The 17,009-nt window shown below is 46.5% G+C and carries 10 protein-coding genes and 2 pseudogenes; 8 read left to right on the forward strand and 4 right to left on the reverse strand.

What is annotated here, in order from left to right; all coding sequences use genetic code 11:
• Window positions 1-316 precede the first annotated feature (316 nt).
• Window positions 317-1,666, reverse strand: a complete 1,350-nt coding sequence (locus BMZ51_RS17440; RefSeq protein ID WP_068010486.1) for a class I SAM-dependent methyltransferase — start codon at window positions 1,664-1,666, stop codon at window positions 317-319.
• Window positions 1,667-1,864: 198 nt separating this feature from the next.
• Between BMZ51_RS17440 and BMZ51_RS17445 the strand changes: the two genes are divergently transcribed.
• The 7 genes and pseudogenes from BMZ51_RS17445 (at window position 1,865) to BMZ51_RS17480 (ending at window position 12,503) form a co-directional block, all read left to right on the forward strand.
• The gene (locus BMZ51_RS17445) at window positions 1,865-3,058 is read left to right on the forward strand and encodes an NAD-dependent epimerase/dehydratase family protein (protein ID WP_068010488.1); all 1,194 of its coding nucleotides are present in this window, start codon (window positions 1,865-1,867) and stop codon (window positions 3,056-3,058) included.
• A gap of 20 nt (window positions 3,059-3,078) precedes the next feature.
• On the forward strand, window positions 3,079-4,056 hold the full coding sequence (locus BMZ51_RS17450; protein WP_068010489.1) for an NAD-dependent epimerase/dehydratase family protein: 978 nt from the start codon (window positions 3,079-3,081) through the stop codon (window positions 4,054-4,056).
• Window positions 4,046-7,120 (forward strand): glycosyltransferase family 4 protein, encoded by a 3,075-nt coding sequence (locus BMZ51_RS17455; protein WP_068010490.1) that lies wholly within the window; start codon window positions 4,046-4,048, stop codon window positions 7,118-7,120. Before BMZ51_RS17450 ends, BMZ51_RS17455 begins: the two co-directional genes overlap by 11 nt.
• Before the next feature lie 12 nt (window positions 7,121-7,132).
• Window positions 7,133-9,256, forward strand: coding sequence for a glycosyltransferase (locus BMZ51_RS17460; RefSeq protein WP_068010492.1), 2,124 nt, complete (start codon window positions 7,133-7,135; stop codon window positions 9,254-9,256).
• 26 nt (window positions 9,257-9,282) lie between these two features.
• Window positions 9,283-10,500: a glycosyltransferase family 2 protein gene (locus BMZ51_RS17465; protein WP_208979560.1), complete on the forward strand. Its 1,218-nt coding sequence runs from the start codon at window positions 9,283-9,285 to the stop codon at window positions 10,498-10,500.
• 597 nt (window positions 10,501-11,097) lie between these two features.
• Window positions 11,098-11,316 carry a transposase gene (locus BMZ51_RS17470; protein WP_068010493.1) on the forward strand — a complete coding sequence of 73 codons (219 nt, stop codon included), beginning with the start codon at window positions 11,098-11,100 and terminating at the stop codon, window positions 11,314-11,316.
• A 49-nt stretch (window positions 11,317-11,365) separates the two neighbouring features.
• Window positions 11,366-12,503, forward strand: a pseudogene (locus BMZ51_RS17480) (IS3 family transposase).
• Window positions 12,504-13,385: 882 nt separating this feature from the next.
• On the opposite strand, the gene BMZ51_RS17490 reads toward BMZ51_RS17480, so the two are convergent.
• Entirely contained in the window at window positions 13,386-14,603 is a 1,218-nt protein-coding gene (locus BMZ51_RS17490; RefSeq protein ID WP_203416266.1) for a serine hydrolase domain-containing protein, read from the reverse strand.
• Between the two features lie 289 nt (window positions 14,604-14,892).
• On the opposite strand from BMZ51_RS17490, the gene BMZ51_RS17495 reads away from it, so the two are divergent.
• Entirely contained in the window at window positions 14,893-15,174 is a 282-nt protein-coding gene (locus tag BMZ51_RS17495) for a transposase (protein ID WP_082825748.1), read from the forward strand.
• Window positions 15,175-15,211: 37 nt separating this feature from the next.
• On the opposite strand, the pseudogene BMZ51_RS24520 reads toward BMZ51_RS17495, so the two are convergent.
• Both BMZ51_RS24520 and BMZ51_RS17500 read right to left on the reverse strand, forming a co-directional pair.
• Window positions 15,212-15,415: pseudogene (locus BMZ51_RS24520) on the reverse strand (IS6 family transposase); the annotation flags it as partial.
• Window positions 15,416-16,762 carry a sugar porter family MFS transporter gene (locus BMZ51_RS17500; protein WP_074882195.1) on the reverse strand — a complete coding sequence of 449 codons (1,347 nt, stop codon included), beginning with the start codon at window positions 16,760-16,762 and terminating at the stop codon, window positions 15,416-15,418. It abuts the pseudogene before it with no gap.
• Window positions 16,763-17,009 lie beyond the last annotated feature (247 nt).

Genomic DNA, 17,009 nt, shown 5'->3' on the forward strand with positions numbered 1-17,009 from the left:
GCGGCACTCGTCGTTAGGCTATCAATCGCCAATCGCGTTCGAGAGACAAAAAAGAAATAGTGAGACAGAGGCTCTCCATTTTCTTTAGGCCAGTCCAATCTCTCGTCGGCGGCAATGTTAGCAGGCTTCTTGAATTAAGTTAGGCAAGTACTGCATGAACTAGGAGTGGAGCCTAACATATTAAGTTGAATAAGCCTCCTTCCTACAGGCTTTAAATCAACTTCCTTTTGATCAAGGAAGGTTCAAACTTGGAGTGATTATAATCGAGGGAATTAAAGCCCGTGAACGCGGCAACTTATTTGTGTAGCCCTATGTTTCATTTCTTACTGGCAACGCAAAAGACAGCATTTGCTTCTAGCTCAGACTTCGAAATGTTTGGGAGTGCAACTCGAACTCTTTCCACAATTTGGGAGGTCAGTCTTTCCAAAACGACGGCAGGTGAATTCCGATTTTCCCAGGCTTCTATCCTAAAAAATTTCTGCGTAAGCTCGTGGAGTTCTTCAATTCGAATGCGATTGAGATTGGTATGAAGATAATGATCTCTAGGCAATTGATTCACAATATTGATATGCTTCCAATCGCAAAATTTCATATGCTCTGGGTTGTTTTCGTCCATTATTGATGGGTGGTGCGGTGGCATGTGATGTCCGCTCCAACCATAAAAATTATGATGCAAAAAGATAACTTTTCCGCCCTTTGCCAATAATGCGGAAATGTCGTGGAATACACTTTCAATCTCGAGTAGGTGCTCGGTCACGTTATGGAGACAAATAACATCAAATGTGCGAGAACCTACCAAATCTCGAGTACTGCCTTGAAAGAGTTCTATATCTGGAATTTCTGTCATTATATCACGGGCTGACCAAGGCATATTTACCCACTTCCTGACACGTTTATTCCGCATTCGCTTTGTATCGAGAGACATGGCTGGGTCAGCGCCAGTGTAACTTTGCGCGCCTGCACAAAGATAGCCCACCGCATACCCACCAAACCCGCACCCTACGTCTAACACACGCCGCCCACGAACGTATGATTCTATCTTACGTGGCCATGTGCAGTAACCGAGCTCAACAGCCGATTCAATAAACTCAGCGTCGAAGTTACTAAGCGCGCGTCTCACATCCTGACAGTTATGAAAGAAGGCAATCTTTGCTTGCATGGCATGTTTGTCCCAGTCATTAATTGGCGGAACTTTCTTTAGCCGCATGGCAGCTTCTATTTTTTGAGGTTGCGGTGTTGCTCTTGTCGTCTGCCTTGGTTCCAATATCGCAATTGCCTGTCGTATTTCTGCCTCTAAACGCATGACTTTAATCTGCTCTAGCGTTCTAAGCGCCCTTGTATGGTGCGGCTTAGTGGCTAACGCGATATTCAAATCCTTTTCTGCTTGGTCCAGATCTCCACGCGCGATGTTTATTAGTGCTGAGATTGTCCTCATCCCGGCATGCCGGGGATGCTTTGAAAGAAAGGTAAGGTGGTATTTTTCGCAATTTACTATCGACCCTTTAGTTGCCTCCACCTGACAAAGAAAGAACGTAGCTGAATGGTGGGGGTGCTGCTCCGCAAGTGGGCGAAGCAACTCTCTTGCCTTGTCGATGTCGCCATCCAGAGCCGCTTGTTTCCCAGCTTCAAAATCAGTCGCAAAATTAGTGTTTTCAGAAACCAACATCGATCCACCTAACTACTTTCATCTAGTATTAATGTGCCTACTCAAAAATAACACACCATATTAATCTACAGTTGCAGAGATATAAAATAAATTCTAGGAAGAAAAAGACGGTGTGCATATCACAAGATACCGTAATGGAAATTATCTATACATAGATAATGTTATAATTACTTGGTTATATTTTAGGGAGCTAGGGCATTGAAGGTATTGGTAATCGGAGGGGATGGGTTTTGCGGGTGGCCAACTTCGCTACATCTGAGCAGCCTTGGTCATGATGTTATTATTATTGATAACTTTTCGCGTCGAAGGATTGATGAGGATCTGAACGTTCAGTCGCTCACACCAATTTGCGAGTTAAGTGAGCGCGTCGACACTTGGTTTGAGTTAACGGGTCGAGTCATTCGGTTTGTAGAATTGGATATTGCTGAAAATTATGATGAGTTTGCAGACCTTATAAAAAATGAAGCGCCTGATAGTGTTGTCCACTTTGCAGAGCAACGTGCCGCACCTTATTCAATGAAGAACGCCACGACCAAAAATTACACGATTTCAAATAATATTTGCGGCACGCACAACATTCTTAATGCGATTGTAGAGAGCACGCTTGATATCCATTTGGTACACCTAGGTACCATGGGTGTTTATGGGTATGGCCATGAAGAACCGATCCCCATTCCTGAGGGTTATCTTGATATAAAAATTGACACGACAGACGGTAGGGAAATTTCTGATTCTATCGTTTATCCGCCAAACCCAGGTTCTATTTACCACATGACGAAGACGATGGATGCGCAGATGTTTCAGTACTATGCGAAGAACGACAGACTTCGCATCACAGACTTACATCAGGGCATTGTTTGGGGAACGCAGACAAACCTCACGAGCATGGATGACAGGCTGATTAATCGCTTTGACTATGATGGCGATTATGGAACAGTTCTTAATCGCTTTCTTATGCAAGCTACGGTCGGCGTACCGCTAACTGTGCATGGAACTGGTGGACAAACCAGAGCCTTCATCCACATTTCAGATACATGCCAGTGCATAGCGCAAGCGCTTTCACACCCACCAGTTTCTGGGGCAAGGCCAATGATCTTGAATCAAATGGCTGAAACTCAAACGCTGGCTGATTTGGCAAAACAGGTGCAATCCATGACGGATTGTAAAATTAGTTATCTCCCCAATCCGCGCAATGAAGCTGAGAGAAATGATCTTAATGTGCGAAACGACCTCTTACGGTCGTTCGGCTGGGAACCTACGTTGATAAAGGACTGCCTGCTCACGGAAATCACTGAGATTACAGAGCGCTACCGTGACAGGATCGATACTGAAAAAATTCCTTGTGTCTCCTGTTGGACAGAGCGGCAAGAGCTTGCTGAGACAACTTCCTAGTAACAACAGACGTATGGGCCATGTTGAAACGAGTTCTCATTACTGGCGGGTGCGGGTTTATTGGGTCGAACCTGATCAAAGCGCTAACCGATGCCAATTTTTGCGAAGAAATTGTAGTCTTAGATAACGAGGTTACGGGAAGTTCGGATTCTCTGAAGAGTTTCCCACATCGCTTTATTCGCGGCGATATCAGAGACCTTGACGTCGTCGAGGAAGCTGCTCGAGATGCAGAAGCTATTGTTCACCTTGCTGCTGATACGCGCGTTCTCGATTCAATCGAAAACCCGACGTATAATTTTGACGTCAATGTCAAAGGGACAATGAACGTTCTTGAAGCGATGCGACAAGAAGGAGTACGCTATCTTATCAATGCTTCAACTGGGGGAGCGATTGTAGGTAATGCTCACCCACCAGTACATGAGGCAATGCCTGTGCGCCCTGCCTCTGCTTATGGGGCGTCCAAAGCGGCGGCTGAAGCCTATTGTTCAGCTTATAGTCAAAGCTATGGTCTCGTTGCTACTTCATTAAGGTTTTCAAATGTCTACGGTCCATTATCGCTGCACAAAGGCAGCGTGGTTGCTGCTTTTATGAAAAATATCCTCAATGGAAAGCCTTGCCGAATCTATGGTGACGGCAGCCAAACGAGAGATTTCATTTTTACTGAAGATCTTTGTCAGGGCATCATCGCAGCTTTGAAGTACAGGCAAAATGGTGTCTTCCAACTGGGTAGCGGTAGGCCGACTTCAGTCAATGAGCTCATCATTCTGCTCAAGGCGGGCTTGAAACAACGCGAGGGTTTTGAGGTGACGTATCATGACTTTAGAGTCGGCGAAGTGCAGCACAACTTTACTGATATCTCAAAAGCTATGAAGGAGCTTCGTTTTAGGCCGGAAACAAACTTGTCAGATGGTCTCATGGCGACCTGGGACTATTTTGAAAAGAACCAAGAGCTTTTCGTTGTAAATGACGTAGACGAGGAGCTTCAGAATGCAGGTTGATACATTTGCAGTGGAGGAGTTTCCGAACCTTAACTCTTATGCTGGCTATAGCTCCAACAAGAAATTACGGGTTTGTATTGCAACTGAAGAAATACTAGGGCCAGTGAGGAATGGGGGAATTGCCTCTACATATTACCACCTAGCTAAAGGGTTGGCAGCTCACGGTCATGAGGTGCATATACTCTATCTGAAAGGTGAGGTGGTTGAAAACGAAACGCCGGAACATTGGGTAGAGCACTTCGCAGGTTTTGGTGTTTCTCTACATTATTTATCTCACACAACTGAGACGATTATCGGCCCATCACAAAACTGGCAGCGAAGATATAGCGGTGCTTATCAATGGCTAGCTAAACAAGAACGATTTGATGTCGTGCATACCTCTGAATGGCGGGGCGGACTTTTCTATGTGCTAATGGTGAAGAAGCTGGGCCTTTCGTTTCAAGACACCCTTTTTATTGTCAAGACGTCATCTCCACATTTATGGAACCGTCACTATCAGATGCAGCCAATAGCGAAGAAAGAGCTATTGCCGGCCAGCTTTGCTGAGCAAAAATGCGTCGAGTTTGGTGATATGGTGATCGGTGGCAGTGCGCACCTACTTTGCTTTATGCGCCATATTGGGTACCAACTTCCTGATGCAACCTATGTTCAGCCGAATATACTGGATTTTTCCGAGGTGCATGTTGAAGATCAACGCCCCAAGCGAAGTTCCGGTGACGTGGTGAAGTCGCAAGAATTGACATTTTTTGGTCGCTTAGAAACCAGGAAGGGAATTGAGTTATTTTGTACAGCACTCGACCTTTTGAAGCGAGAGGGAGTGTCGCCGCAGGCCGTGAATTTCCTCGGAAAATATGGCCAGCCACTTGCTAATCAAAAGAATGAAAAAGTCGCTGATTACATAAGACGGAAAGCGATGGATTGGGACTTTGATGTAAGTTATTTCACTGACTACAACCAACCTGAAGCGCTGTCTTATTTATGCTCAAGAGACATGATAGCCGTGATGCCCTCTCTTATTGAAAATTCTACGATGGCGGTATACGAGGCGTTGGAGAACAGCATCCCATTTATCGCGACGCGCGTTGGTGGAACGGCTGAACTTATCGCAGAGTTTGACCACTCGTCCAGCTTGGTCGCGCCAAATGCACACGAGCTCGCGGACAGTATAAAACGAGCCCTAAAAGACGGCCAAAGGATTGCACAGTCCAGCTTTGATAATAAAAAAAATCTTGAGGCTTGGTATGGTTTTCATGCTTACCTGGCAGAGCAGTTTTCGCAAAAATGCGAGGATGAGGTGGTTGCTGAAATTGCAGGTAAAACGCTTTCCGGTGCGTTGAAAGCCGCGAACAAAAAAACTCCGAAGCTAGAAGTTATTGTCCTGTTACGTGGCGATAATGATGAAATGGCGTTTGCAGAGGCTTTGGTAAGCGACCCGCCAGACAGCGTGAAGCTGGTGATTACTGATCCAGCGTTTGAACGCAGCGCACATCAATTTGTCGAGTATCTGGAAACAATCTCGATTAAGGCTAAAATCCGTAACTATATTGGATTTCCTGCAGGAGATGCAATCAGTCGCGTTATGAATAAGAGCGACGCTGATGCTTGTATTGTGTGTGATGGAACAACGACCCATTTTGTTTCCGGGTTTTGCTCTGATTTGCGTTTGGCTTTAAAAACCAGTCAGCAGTATCTGATCACTAGTTTTGTCTCTTTGCCAGACAACAAGATAGTGATGCCGATGGGTAGTGATATTGTATCAGAAATTTCGATCGGAAATTCAGTTGGGGCAAATGTTGTTTGCATCCCACGAGACCTCACTGCGAAAATTGGCAAGCTCCTGCCCTATGATCTGCGGTACGGTTTATTGAATGAGTATGTATTAAGGGCAAGTCAGCAGCACGGTGTTGACCTCATGATAATACCAGAATGCCGCCTTAAAAGCACTTCCTATTTGGAGGAACTTGCGGACGCCCAAAGGAATGCGAATTCGACCTATTTGCAGTCAATGCCTCTGATAGAAAACGAAAATATCGCATATCGAAAGTTTGCGTTGCTGGCAACTTCACACTCGGACAGTTTCGGTGTCCCGCCAGAGCTTTACCGAGACAAACATCGAGAGGACGAAGATACCGTATGGCTGCTCCATGCTGATCGGCACCGCAAGATGAATACGCCATGGCCAAGAGTCACAATTGGTTTAGATGAAAAGAAGTTTCGTGTTCTTTGTATTGCAAAAGGCCACGGAGAACGTTCAGTTGTTGTGAATGGAGAAAAACAGTCGATTTCTTTGGAACAAGAAAATGGCGAAATTTCATTGCACTGCTTCTGTATTCCGGATCATTGGGAGACCGGTCAACGGTATAATGTCAAGTTCACGCTAACAACAGCAATATCGAGCTATTCGCAAGTTCTTAGAATCATCAAGCTCTCACATAATGTATTTATTGCGGTTTCAGGAAATCCTATTTTGGATGTATTTACGATTGAGGAGATCTTTGAAAGCACGTTGAATAGTTCTCTTTGGACAGGACTACATGTATCGGAGGATAGCTTTGGTAACGAGGATCAAAGTGAACCTAAAAGTAACTTTGATAATGACCTCAGTCGTGAACAGGTCCTATTTGAACATCGGAAGCGTAGCAATCTTGAAAAAAACAGCCAACGGGGTCGTTTATTATCCATCGGTAGAGCGTGCAGAAATTTGCTACGCCTGTTCATGGGCCGTGTAGACAACCCGATTAAGGCATCAATACCGCCACGCGAGCTGCTTGAAATCTCTCCCGACTTCATTCAGGGTTGGGCTTGGGACAGGAAAGATAAAACCAAAAAACTTGTGGTCGTATTAGAGCTCAATGGTGAGCATGTTTCAGAAACGATTGCAGAGCAATATACGCATCGTTTCGGTTCAAGACATGCAGAGCTCGCAGAGCATGGGTTCAAGATTGCACTACCTCCTGAAAGCAAGAAAGAGGGAGCTGAGATTACAGTTCGCGTAAAAGAAGGCGGCAACATCGTACAAAATGGAAAGTTGCGGTATCAGTCACAGATGCTGGTAACAATGTGAGGTGTTGTTATCGTGAAAACGCTAGGACAGGACATTCAGCCTGACGCGCCACGCAGCATCAAACGCATTTGCATTATCTCCTCCGATATTCTTGGTCCAGTTAAGAACGGTGGAATTGGAACGGCCTACTTTCATTTAGCGGTATTTCTTAAGCGAATGGGTCACGATGTGTCAATTTGCTTTGTGAACGGGCTTGCTAGAAACCCTCAGAAAATGCGGCAGTGCCGTAACTTCTTTGAGGGGCAAGGAATCGAGTTTTACTGTGTAGTACCCCGTCCTGTTGCGAAAACAACAATGGCTCGAACGATGGCTCAGCCATACGCAGCTTATGAGTGGCTTAAATGCAATGAGGAGCAGTTTGATCTTGTTCACGTGTCGGAATGGCGGGGCCTAGGATATATTGCTTTACTAAGCAAGAAACTGGGCATTGCTTTTGAAAACATCCATTTTGTCATTAAGGGGTCCTCTCCTACCTTATGGGCTGCAGAGGGCAACCAACAGTTTCTGCGTGAAAAACGCCAACTTGGTTGGGTTTTCATGGAGCGACAAAGTGCAGAGATGGCTGACACGCTTATATGTGGAAGCAAGCATCTTCTAGAGTGGATGGATGCCAACAGGTACAACCTCCCTGCTCGGAGTTTTTTTTGGCCTAATGTATTCCTGGATGACCTAATCAACGAGCCAGCTAAAAACGTTGAAGAGAAACAAGAAGCAGTTAAGGAGTGGGTTTTCTTTGGACGCTTGGAACCTCGAAAAGGTATTGTTTTATTTATAAATGCTATCACCGCGATGGCCTCAAAGCAGGAGACACTGCCAGCGATCACATTTCTCGGAGGGATTTCACATAGGTTTGACGCTCGCAAATTTATCGCAGACAAATGCAAAAACCTACGCTCGCAGATAACATTTAAAACCAACTACAATGCTTTGCAAGCGATTGAGTATTTGCGCGGTGCGGGCCGTTTAGCGGTGATACCAGCCCTTTTAGAAAACTCACCTATCGCTGTATACGAGTGCCTGGCTGCTCAAATCCCTTTCATTGCTGCCGACACAGGTGGAACAGCTGAGTTAATTGATGAGGCAGACAGAGATAGAATTCTATTTAAACCACATTATCTTGCACTTGCAGAGAAATTAGAGCTTTGCAGAAAGGCGCTACCTAAGCCTGGCATCAAACACCAACGACTCGATGGTTCCCTCGCGGTGTGGAGGCATTGGCATGAACAAGACGACCCTGCTTCCAAAACAAAGCCTGTGCTGGGTGCGCATCCACCATTGGTTTCGGTATGTATAACTCACTTTGAACGCCCAGAACTTCTCTCGCAGGCTTTGAAGAGTGTTGACCAACAAAGCTACCAGAAGATTGAAGTCATTATAGTAGATGACGGCAGTCGCTCTGAAGCTGCTCAAAGGTTCCTTAAGAAGCTTAATGAACGTTGCCAAGGCCTTCCGCATTGGAAGCTCATTTATCAAGACAATATGTATGTCGGCGCAGCGCGGAATGCAGCCGCTCGCGAAGCACATGGTGAGTATCTGCTATTCTTTGATGATGATAACGTTATGATGCCGGAGATGGTGGAAAAGCTTGTTTTTGCGGCCCTCTTCTCCAAAGCTGACTGTCTTACCTGCAGTTCAATCAGATTTACTGGAATTGGCGAGCCGCATACAAAAGATAGTAAACTGGGAACACAGATTCAGTTTATGGGGCCGGCCAAAGCCTGGTCTACTAGAGTGAATGTTGTTGGAGATGCTACCTGCATTGTAAAAGCAAATATTTTTAAATCACTTGGAGGCTATACCCAAGAATATCGCACTGGAAAGGAAGATATAGAGCTGTATAATAAAATTATTTTGAATAATAAAAATATTTTTTATTACCCAGATCCATTATATTACTATCGTATTGGTGAAGTTACCATGAAAAGACAAAATAACCTCTCAGAGGAGAGTGATTTTCGACAAGTTAAACCATTTCTGGCAGATAAGGACGCTGAAGACAAAAGCCTAATATTATTTAGAGAGGGAGATTATATCTCTGATGCGTCAGAATTAGTGGGCGGAACCAAATCATATTTTCCAAGTAAAATAAAGAATATTACACGTAAACTCCATAAACTGATTAGGGTCGGATTTTGAAGATTGTCAAATCTCATGAGAATACTATGGAGGTGCAATTTCCCCTCATCTGTGTCCTGCGTGATGAATTTGACATTTTGCCTGCATTCCTAAACCACTATCGATCTATTGGTGTCACCAGCTTCTATTTTGTTGACACTGGCAGCTCAGATGGTACTCGCAATTATCTTCTCAACCAAAACGACGTCCAGCTTTACACAGCTGACGGTGGATACCCGCAAGCAAATGCTGGAGTAGACTGGGTCAACGAAATTGGCCAACAACATTGCATCGGCAAGTGGACAATCGTGGTTGATGCAGATGAGTTTTTGCAACTGCCGAGAACTGAATTGCCAGTGTCGTTGGTAGAAATCACGCAGCTGTTGCAGGCGGAGCTTGCGTTTGCGCTATACACACCATCGATAGACTTCTTTGCAAACAACCTTTCAAGCGCGCTGGAACAGCCAGCAAGTTTGGAGGAGCTCATTGCCCTAACCCCAAATTTTGTTCCTTATTCATGTTTTCGCAAACAACAAACAGTCGCATTCCCGTTCTTTGAGCTTCGATCAGAGGCAAGAGCAAAGATTTCGAAGAAACAGAGTTATCTTGTGAGGTCCCACAAAATCCCACTGGTTTATTGGAGACCTGATTTTCGTTATCTGCGCTCCACACATTCTTGTGCTCCGCTTCCATTAAGTGACAAATGCGGTTACCTGTTTCATTTCAAATACCGACCTGGTTTCGAGCTGCGTCTTGAAAGAGAATTGGAGAATCCGGATCGAATGAATGCAGATGTTTATGGGATTTCAAAAGCAATTTTGAAAAACCAAAAGGACATTATAGCACACACCTCTCAAACAGCAGATGTTGATGGGTTCTATGAGAGTGATTGGTTATCCTATGGGGGATTTTTAGAGACCTGGAAGCGCGAAAACCGCACCAAGGCGAATTACTTTGAGGTTTTCGCGCGCCAGAAAACGCCATCAGATGATGTATTAGAGGATAATTTGGAAAGGCTCACACAAACATTTAGCTGGCGTTTTACGAGGCCACTCCGTTCCTTTCTCTTTAAGCGTGGGCTTTTGCGGCACGATCATTACCCAGAGAGACTGAAGTTTGGTCACCACCCAGTCGCTGACCAAACAGTTGCAATCTATGAATCGTTCTGGTGGCTGATAACTGGGCCTCTCAGAGTACCCGTTGCAGCCTATCGCCTAGTTCTTTGGCACAAACTAAAAAGCTGGAGAAAAGCGAGCCGAAGATAGATTGCATAATTGTCAAGCGTCGTGGGGATGGTTTCAACCTGAAGCCGGAGTGAGCGAATGTAATGCGTATTTGTCTGTCGCTTGTGTTTGGTTCACCTCGTGGTGGTTTTGCCTGGCTAAATTGTGGTTTTTCAAAAAATGAATGCTCTGCCTTCTGAGGTGCCTAGGTTAAGCGCTAACTGGTATTTGACGTTAGCGCTCGGCGAAGGCGACCAGACGGGACTAAGGTTTTACATCTACCTTGCAGACGTATTTATCTGCCAGGAATTTGATCATGAAGAACAGCGAAGATCGGCGGTGGAGTGGTGTCTGCCATGGATTCAGCAAACGCACGTTCCGTCTTGCTTATGTGATTGCATAGATCCATGAAAGAATGGCCGCAAGTGCTCAAAAAACGCTACCGAAGGCCTAAACCCCTGATAGAAATACGCGAATGACCGGTTGTGGGCCACCGCGTCTGCAGTGGCTTGGTGTTGACCTTGATTTTGGCGCTGCAGCTAATGGCCCGTATGTCGTAAGCGCTCGGTAAACCCAACCTGACGATGCTAGCTTTGCTGCTCTATCGTACGTGTAGATTTATCTGCATGGACTATGATTATGACAGAAAGCCAAGGACGGCGCTGGAGTGACGATGAGAAGCGCGCGATTTGCCGTGAGGCAGTTGAAGGAAGCGATCCGGTTGCGCATGTGGCCAAGCGACATGGCATCAGAAAAGCTCGGCTTTATTACTGGCTGAAAGACCCTCGTTTCAATCCCGCCCTTGAAGAGAGGTTGGTAGAACAGAAGTGGCTCGGGATTTTAAGACAGGTAGTGTAAGTGGCTTTTGCTCCTGAAACTGGCATTATGCTGGGAACAGGAGGATGATATGGCAAGACGACCACCGCGCAATCACAGTCCGGCTTTCAAGGCGAAAGTGGCACTGGCGGCTATCCGCGGCGAGAAAACACTGTGCGAGCTGGCTCAGGAATTTGACGTACACCCGAACCAGATCAAGCAATGGAAAGATCAGGCGCTCACTGCCATGCCGGATGTGTTTGGCGCAAATAGCCAAGCCAAAGCAGAACCTGAGGTGAACCTCAAACATCTCCACACCAATCTTGGCGAGCTGACGCTGGAGAACGATTTTTTGTCCGGAGCGCTCACAAAAGCGGGCTTGCTGAGCGCCAAAAAATGATTGACCGCAGCCATAATCTCTCAATAAGCCGCCAGGCCAAAGCTTTAGGTGTTTCGCGCAGCAGCGTTTACTATCTGCCCAAACCGGCCTCACGGCAAGAGCTTGCCCTGATGCGCCGGCTGGATGAGTTACATCTGCACTATCCTTACGCCGGCAGCCGCATGCTGCAACGGCTTTGAAGGCAGAAGGCCATCATGTTGGACGTTTTAAAGTTCGCTCGCTGATGAGGAAGATGGGTATTGCAGCCCTTTATCGGCGCCCCAATACCTCTAAACCGGCACCGGGACATAAAATCTACTCGTATCTGCTGCGCGATATTGAGGTGACAAAGCCCAATCAGGCCTGGGCAACGGACTTGACATATATTCCTATGGAAAAGGGCTTTGTCTATCTGGTTGCCGTTGTTGACTGGCATACCCGCAAGGTGCTGTCGTGGAAGCTGTCCATCACCATGGAGGCCGATTTCTGTATTGAGGTGCTGTTGGAAGCACTTGCCAGATACGGCAAGCCAGAGATTTTCAATAGTGATCAGGGGTCTCAGTTCACCAGCCAGGATTTCATCAAGGTTTTGAAACGAGAAGGCATCAAGATTTCCATGGACGGCAAGGGAGCCTGGCGGGATAATGTGTTTGTCGAGCGGCTCTGGCGCACCATCAAATACGAGGAGGTGTACCGCAAAGCCTATGCCAGCATCCGGGAGGCAAGAGCATCTCTTGCCAATTACATAACCTTTTATAACCAAACAAGACCGCATTCATCGCTTGACGGCCAGACGCCTGATCAGGCTTATTTCAACCACCAGCCGCGGCCTATACAACAAGCGGCATAACAGGAGCGGATCCACTTATAAACCGCGTTCGACTGTCCAAACAAACCGGACCACCTCTGAAGGAATCCTACCGGAAACTGAATCCCCCTATATATTTAAGGAGCTTCAGAGAATAGATGGCCTTGAACCAAACTTGATAATCAACGGGCTCAAACACGGTACGGATTATGACTACGTAGAGGTAGATAAAGCCGAAGCCGTTTTTATAATCGTTCGCGCCATCTCAAAGTTTATTGCAGTTCACCATCAGTCCTGTTCAGCTTATGAAGGTTTTTTAAGGGACGCTCACGAGAAGCACGGTTTCCCTATGAACCTTCGCAAAGAACAGTCCTAAAAAGGAGGCCTTGTTTCCTTCCTCCATTTTTAGCCTAGAGACACTGACTTACAGTTGAAACCTCACCCTAGCTGAGAATGCGTCGGACACCTGCGAATGTCCGCAAATGGTCATCTGAGTAGTTTCAGATCGCCCATCAGAGCCACTGAAAATACTTTGGGTGAGCGTATCTCAACCCATGATAGAACAACCTGAATGGCAATTCATGTCCCGCCTAACAGCGATAGCATGATGTTGAACTAGGGGTTAGTGCACTGCAGCGAATGTCGGCTTTTTCCGCGTCTTACCAGTTCATACTCCGAGTAGCCAACGACAGCTGCTCAGCATGTTCTTTAATTGTTCTGATTTTTGGGCACTTTTGCAGCTTTGAGCCAGTTGGGCCAATTAGGTTGGTTCGTGAGCGCGGACTAACGGTTTTTGCTGTCTGTTACCAATCTCGCGGTGCTTTGCGGTAAGTAATTGAGGACGCCGTATGCGGTTTCCATCAACGCTGCGCTGATGGGGAGCACAGTGCTTTTCCGCGCCCATTGTCAAAAGATGCGCTTTCTTTATTGCCCCATCTGGGCCAGTACAAACAAGGCTCGATCTATTGTCTCTTTGTACTTGGCCGGAACGCCATTGTCTTCCCAGTCCTGCATGAAGACGATCGCCATGCCGGTTGGGCGATGGCTAATGCCAACTTGCCCGTAGGAGCCAAGACTGTAGATGATATCGTGTTCGGGCAGATACCAAGCTTGAGAAGCATAGGTGACTCTGGTTCCCAGCAACGCTGCTGCGCCCTGACCACCCTCCGATTTGCTATAAAGGTCCTTGTCGACATTCTCGATCGAGACATAAAAACTTTGAGGCGCCTTTCCCTGAGCGATCCATTGATGGAACAACGCATAGTCGCGCAAGGTTGCGCTGATACCGTAGGATGGGCTTGCGGTGCCATCGACGGTCAAGGCAATCGACCCTCGGCTGTTTGCGCCAAAGTCATCATAAAGGTTAGACAACAACTTGTTGAATGGCTGGCCTGTGACACTCTCGGCGAGCATCGCCAAAAGGTCGGTGTTTTTGTCATTGTAGTTGTAGACTTCTCCCGGTGCATCTGACGTTTCGGCAGCAATGACCGCCTTGCGATGCCCGGTCGGCTCTCCCGGCTTCAGGCCCTGCTCAGTTTCAAACACATAGGCTTCGCCGCCCGGTACATGATAGTCGCTTGCCGGTAACAATCCTGCCTGCATGTCGAGGACGTGCTGGATCGTTACTTTGCCGATCCCGCTTCCTTTAAAATCAGGGAGATAATTTTCAACGGTTGCAGCGGGATCAATTTTGCTATCATCGATCAGCTTTGAGGCGATGATACCGGCATAAGTTTTGGAGGACGACTGCAGCAATTGCACACTATTGATGTTCAGGAAATTGTCGTAGAACTCTCCGAGGATCAGATTATCCTTCAGAATTAGGAAACCTTTTGTCTGAGTTGCCAAAAGAGACGCGACGAAACTGCGCCCTCCTTGAAACTCCTGACCAATGTCAAAGGTGTCTTCAGCCGTGGTTAAAGTTGCGGGGGTTGCCGATGCCATGATTGGGGTGGTGCCAAAAAGGCCATACTCATCCCAGTGCGTCGATGTGTATTTATAGTAGGGCCAGAGCTGCATGTTTTCCGGTGTGATTTCACTCAACTCGAAACCGCGATAGAAATCGTTGATATTTCCGCGATCAGTTTGTGCTGATGCAATCCCGGACCCAAGAGCTAATAACAAAGCTAGGGCACTGCGCAATGACCAACTCCTCATGAGCTTTTCCCCTTCTTTAATGCAGCGTCTTATCCTGACGCCTGGTCGCAGCGTCATTATTAACCAACCGATTTAAGAAAAGCCTATTGCTACTATCGTGCCGTGATAGCCCCTGGGCTTCGTTACGCGGTGGAACCTGGGAGATGTTTGATGGCATGAGAGCTTTGATCATGCTGTAGAGCAGGAAACCTTACCTGACCTCGAACAATCCACTCTGCTCCAACTCTCAAATAGCTTCATGATCTCTTTCAAGTTTTTTGGGCAGGAGACGGGAATGGGCACGGGCCGCTCGAAATACACTGAAGAGTACAAAGCGGCAGCTGTAGAACGGCTTTATGAACCTGGTGTCACTTTGGGCAAGGTTGCTAAGGAGCTCGGACTTACGCCGACACAGCTGAAGATGTGGCGGCTTGAGATCGAGGCCGCAGGGTTAGTGGAAGCCAAACGGCGCCAGCAGGGTGGGGAAACCATGAGGAACAAGCATCTGTTCATTGCCACCCATGCCAAAGACTATGTGGTTTCCAAGTGCTGCCGTCTGTTGGTGCGATCAACTTAACTTGAATTTGGCAGTAAGAGCTTTCGCCATGCGGGTTTCAAGCGCGAAGCATAGCTGCCTGTTTACATTGTGAGAAAGCGTTGATGCGGTGGAGGTGAATGTCGATTGCAGAACGTTGGTGGCAAGGTGGAACGAACAGATTACGCAGGCCCGAGAAGACGGCCAGAAACCTTTGAAGCTGGCCTGGCGATTTAAATTTTTGCATGGCTCGCTCGCGTTTTCGCAAGGGCAAATGGGGGTTCTATTTCCTGAACAGCTGCTGGATCTGTTCAATAGGTACCCCCTTGGTTTCTGGCGCATATCTTACCGCATAGCACATTCCCAAAAAACAAGTTGTAATAAACATTGCAAACATCCAGAAGATACCGAAAGAGGCAATTAAAACAGGAAACATCAGTACAACTCCGAAATTAAATATCCAGTTGGTCATTACACCAATGACCATACCCTTGGCCCGCGCTTGGACTGGAAAAATCTCAGCGATATAAATCCAAGGTAATGGTCCAATACTCAATGCAAAAGCGGCCATGTATAGACACAGACCAAGCGCTCCTAACCAAGCGAGCTCTCCGTTTTCTAAATAGACGGGTACCATCGCAAGTATTTCCGCAAAGCCACATAGCGGCAGGCCGATTATGAGCAAAGATCTGCGCCCGAATTTATCGAACAAAAAGAGTGCAGGAATAGAAGTTAAGAACATAACCACACCCAGGCTCGTTGTTGCCAATAAGCTGGTTTCGTGTAATGCAAAACCAAGTTGAGACAAGATTTGAGGCGCGTAGTAAATAACCACATTAATACCGCTAAGCTGTTGGATCACGAAGATTGCAATTGCAAAAATCGTAATAGACCTCAACTCTGGCCCTATCAGATCTCTCCATCTGCAGGTACCCCTTGTCGATCTTTCTTCATTAATCGCCGTATTGACAGCTTTCTCACCCCAATCTTCTGCTCCTTTTGAGCCGAGCATATAAAAGACTTCCCGAGCGTCTTGGTTTCTACCGCGTAATAAAAGCCAGCGAGGGCTTCTTGGAGCAAATAGCATACCAACCAGCAAAACAACTGCAGGTATCCCTGATAAGGCAAACATAAGCTGCCAGCGATTGATAACATCGAAATCAGCAGAGATGCCTGAGATAATTTGATTGGCAACATAGGCAGATAGAACGCCTCCTGAGGTCATCATTTGATAGGCACCTATCATTCTACCCCGCACAAGCGGAGGCGCTATTTCTGACAAGTACTGCGGACCAATAGGAGTTACTATTCCAGTAGCAAATCCAACCAGAAACCTTGCTATTATTAGAGTTTCAACATGGTTGGTTGTGCCCGACATAAGCGCGCCGACTACAAAGAGTGATGCAGAAATCAGGATACTCGTGCGTCGTCCCATATGGTCGCTACTGTAAGAGGCAAATATACTCCCTAGTAACCCGCCTAATGGAAGAGCAGATGCAACTACCCCGCCTAAGAAAGGAGTGAAGTGAAACTGCTGAACAAGCAGACTATAAGCGCCGGAAACAACCCCCCCATTATAACCACTCAAGAAGCCACAAAGAACCACAATACCTGTGATAAATATGAGCATTCATCCCCGCCTAAGTTTCCATTTTAACAAAGTAAAAAAATCACACGAATTCACCATAAGCCTACTTTTGCTGTGTTATTGAGGCTTTTAACTCGTAGCATAACGTTACAAAGATATAGATACTTAAAAAAATGGGGTATTTTGCTTAAGTTGTATAGTTATTTAAAGATCATCTCAAATTAACGAGTGTTCACCTCTTACCAGCCGTGAAACTAAATTTTTAGTGTCTTATCTATAAACGTCTTAG

The sequence above is a fragment of the Pseudovibrio axinellae genome (assembly GCF_900110875.1).
GTDB lineage: Bacteria > Pseudomonadota > Alphaproteobacteria > Rhizobiales > Stappiaceae > Pseudovibrio > Pseudovibrio axinellae.

Bases quoted from the DNA above. Each gene is read 5' to 3' on its own strand.
- BMZ51_RS17495 (WP_082825748.1), top strand. From the start codon at position 14,893: ATGGGCACGGGCCGCTCGAAATACACTGAAGAGTACAAAGCGGCAGCT.
- BMZ51_RS17440 (WP_068010486.1), bottom strand. From the start codon at position 1,666: ATGTTGGTTTCTGAAAACACTAATTTTGCGACTGATTTTGAAGCTGGG.
- BMZ51_RS17455 (WP_068010490.1), top strand. From the start codon at position 4,046: ATGCAGGTTGATACATTTGCAGTGGAGGAGTTTCCGAACCTTAACTCT.
- BMZ51_RS17465 (WP_208979560.1), top strand. From the start codon at position 9,283: ATGGAGGTGCAATTTCCCCTCATCTGTGTCCTGCGTGATGAATTTGAC.
- BMZ51_RS17500 (WP_074882195.1), bottom strand. From the start codon at position 16,762: ATGCTCATATTTATCACAGGTATTGTGGTTCTTTGTGGCTTCTTGAGT.
- BMZ51_RS17450 (WP_068010489.1), top strand. From the start codon at position 3,079: ATGTTGAAACGAGTTCTCATTACTGGCGGGTGCGGGTTTATTGGGTCG.
- BMZ51_RS17470 (WP_068010493.1), top strand. From the start codon at position 11,098: ATGACAGAAAGCCAAGGACGGCGCTGGAGTGACGATGAGAAGCGCGCG.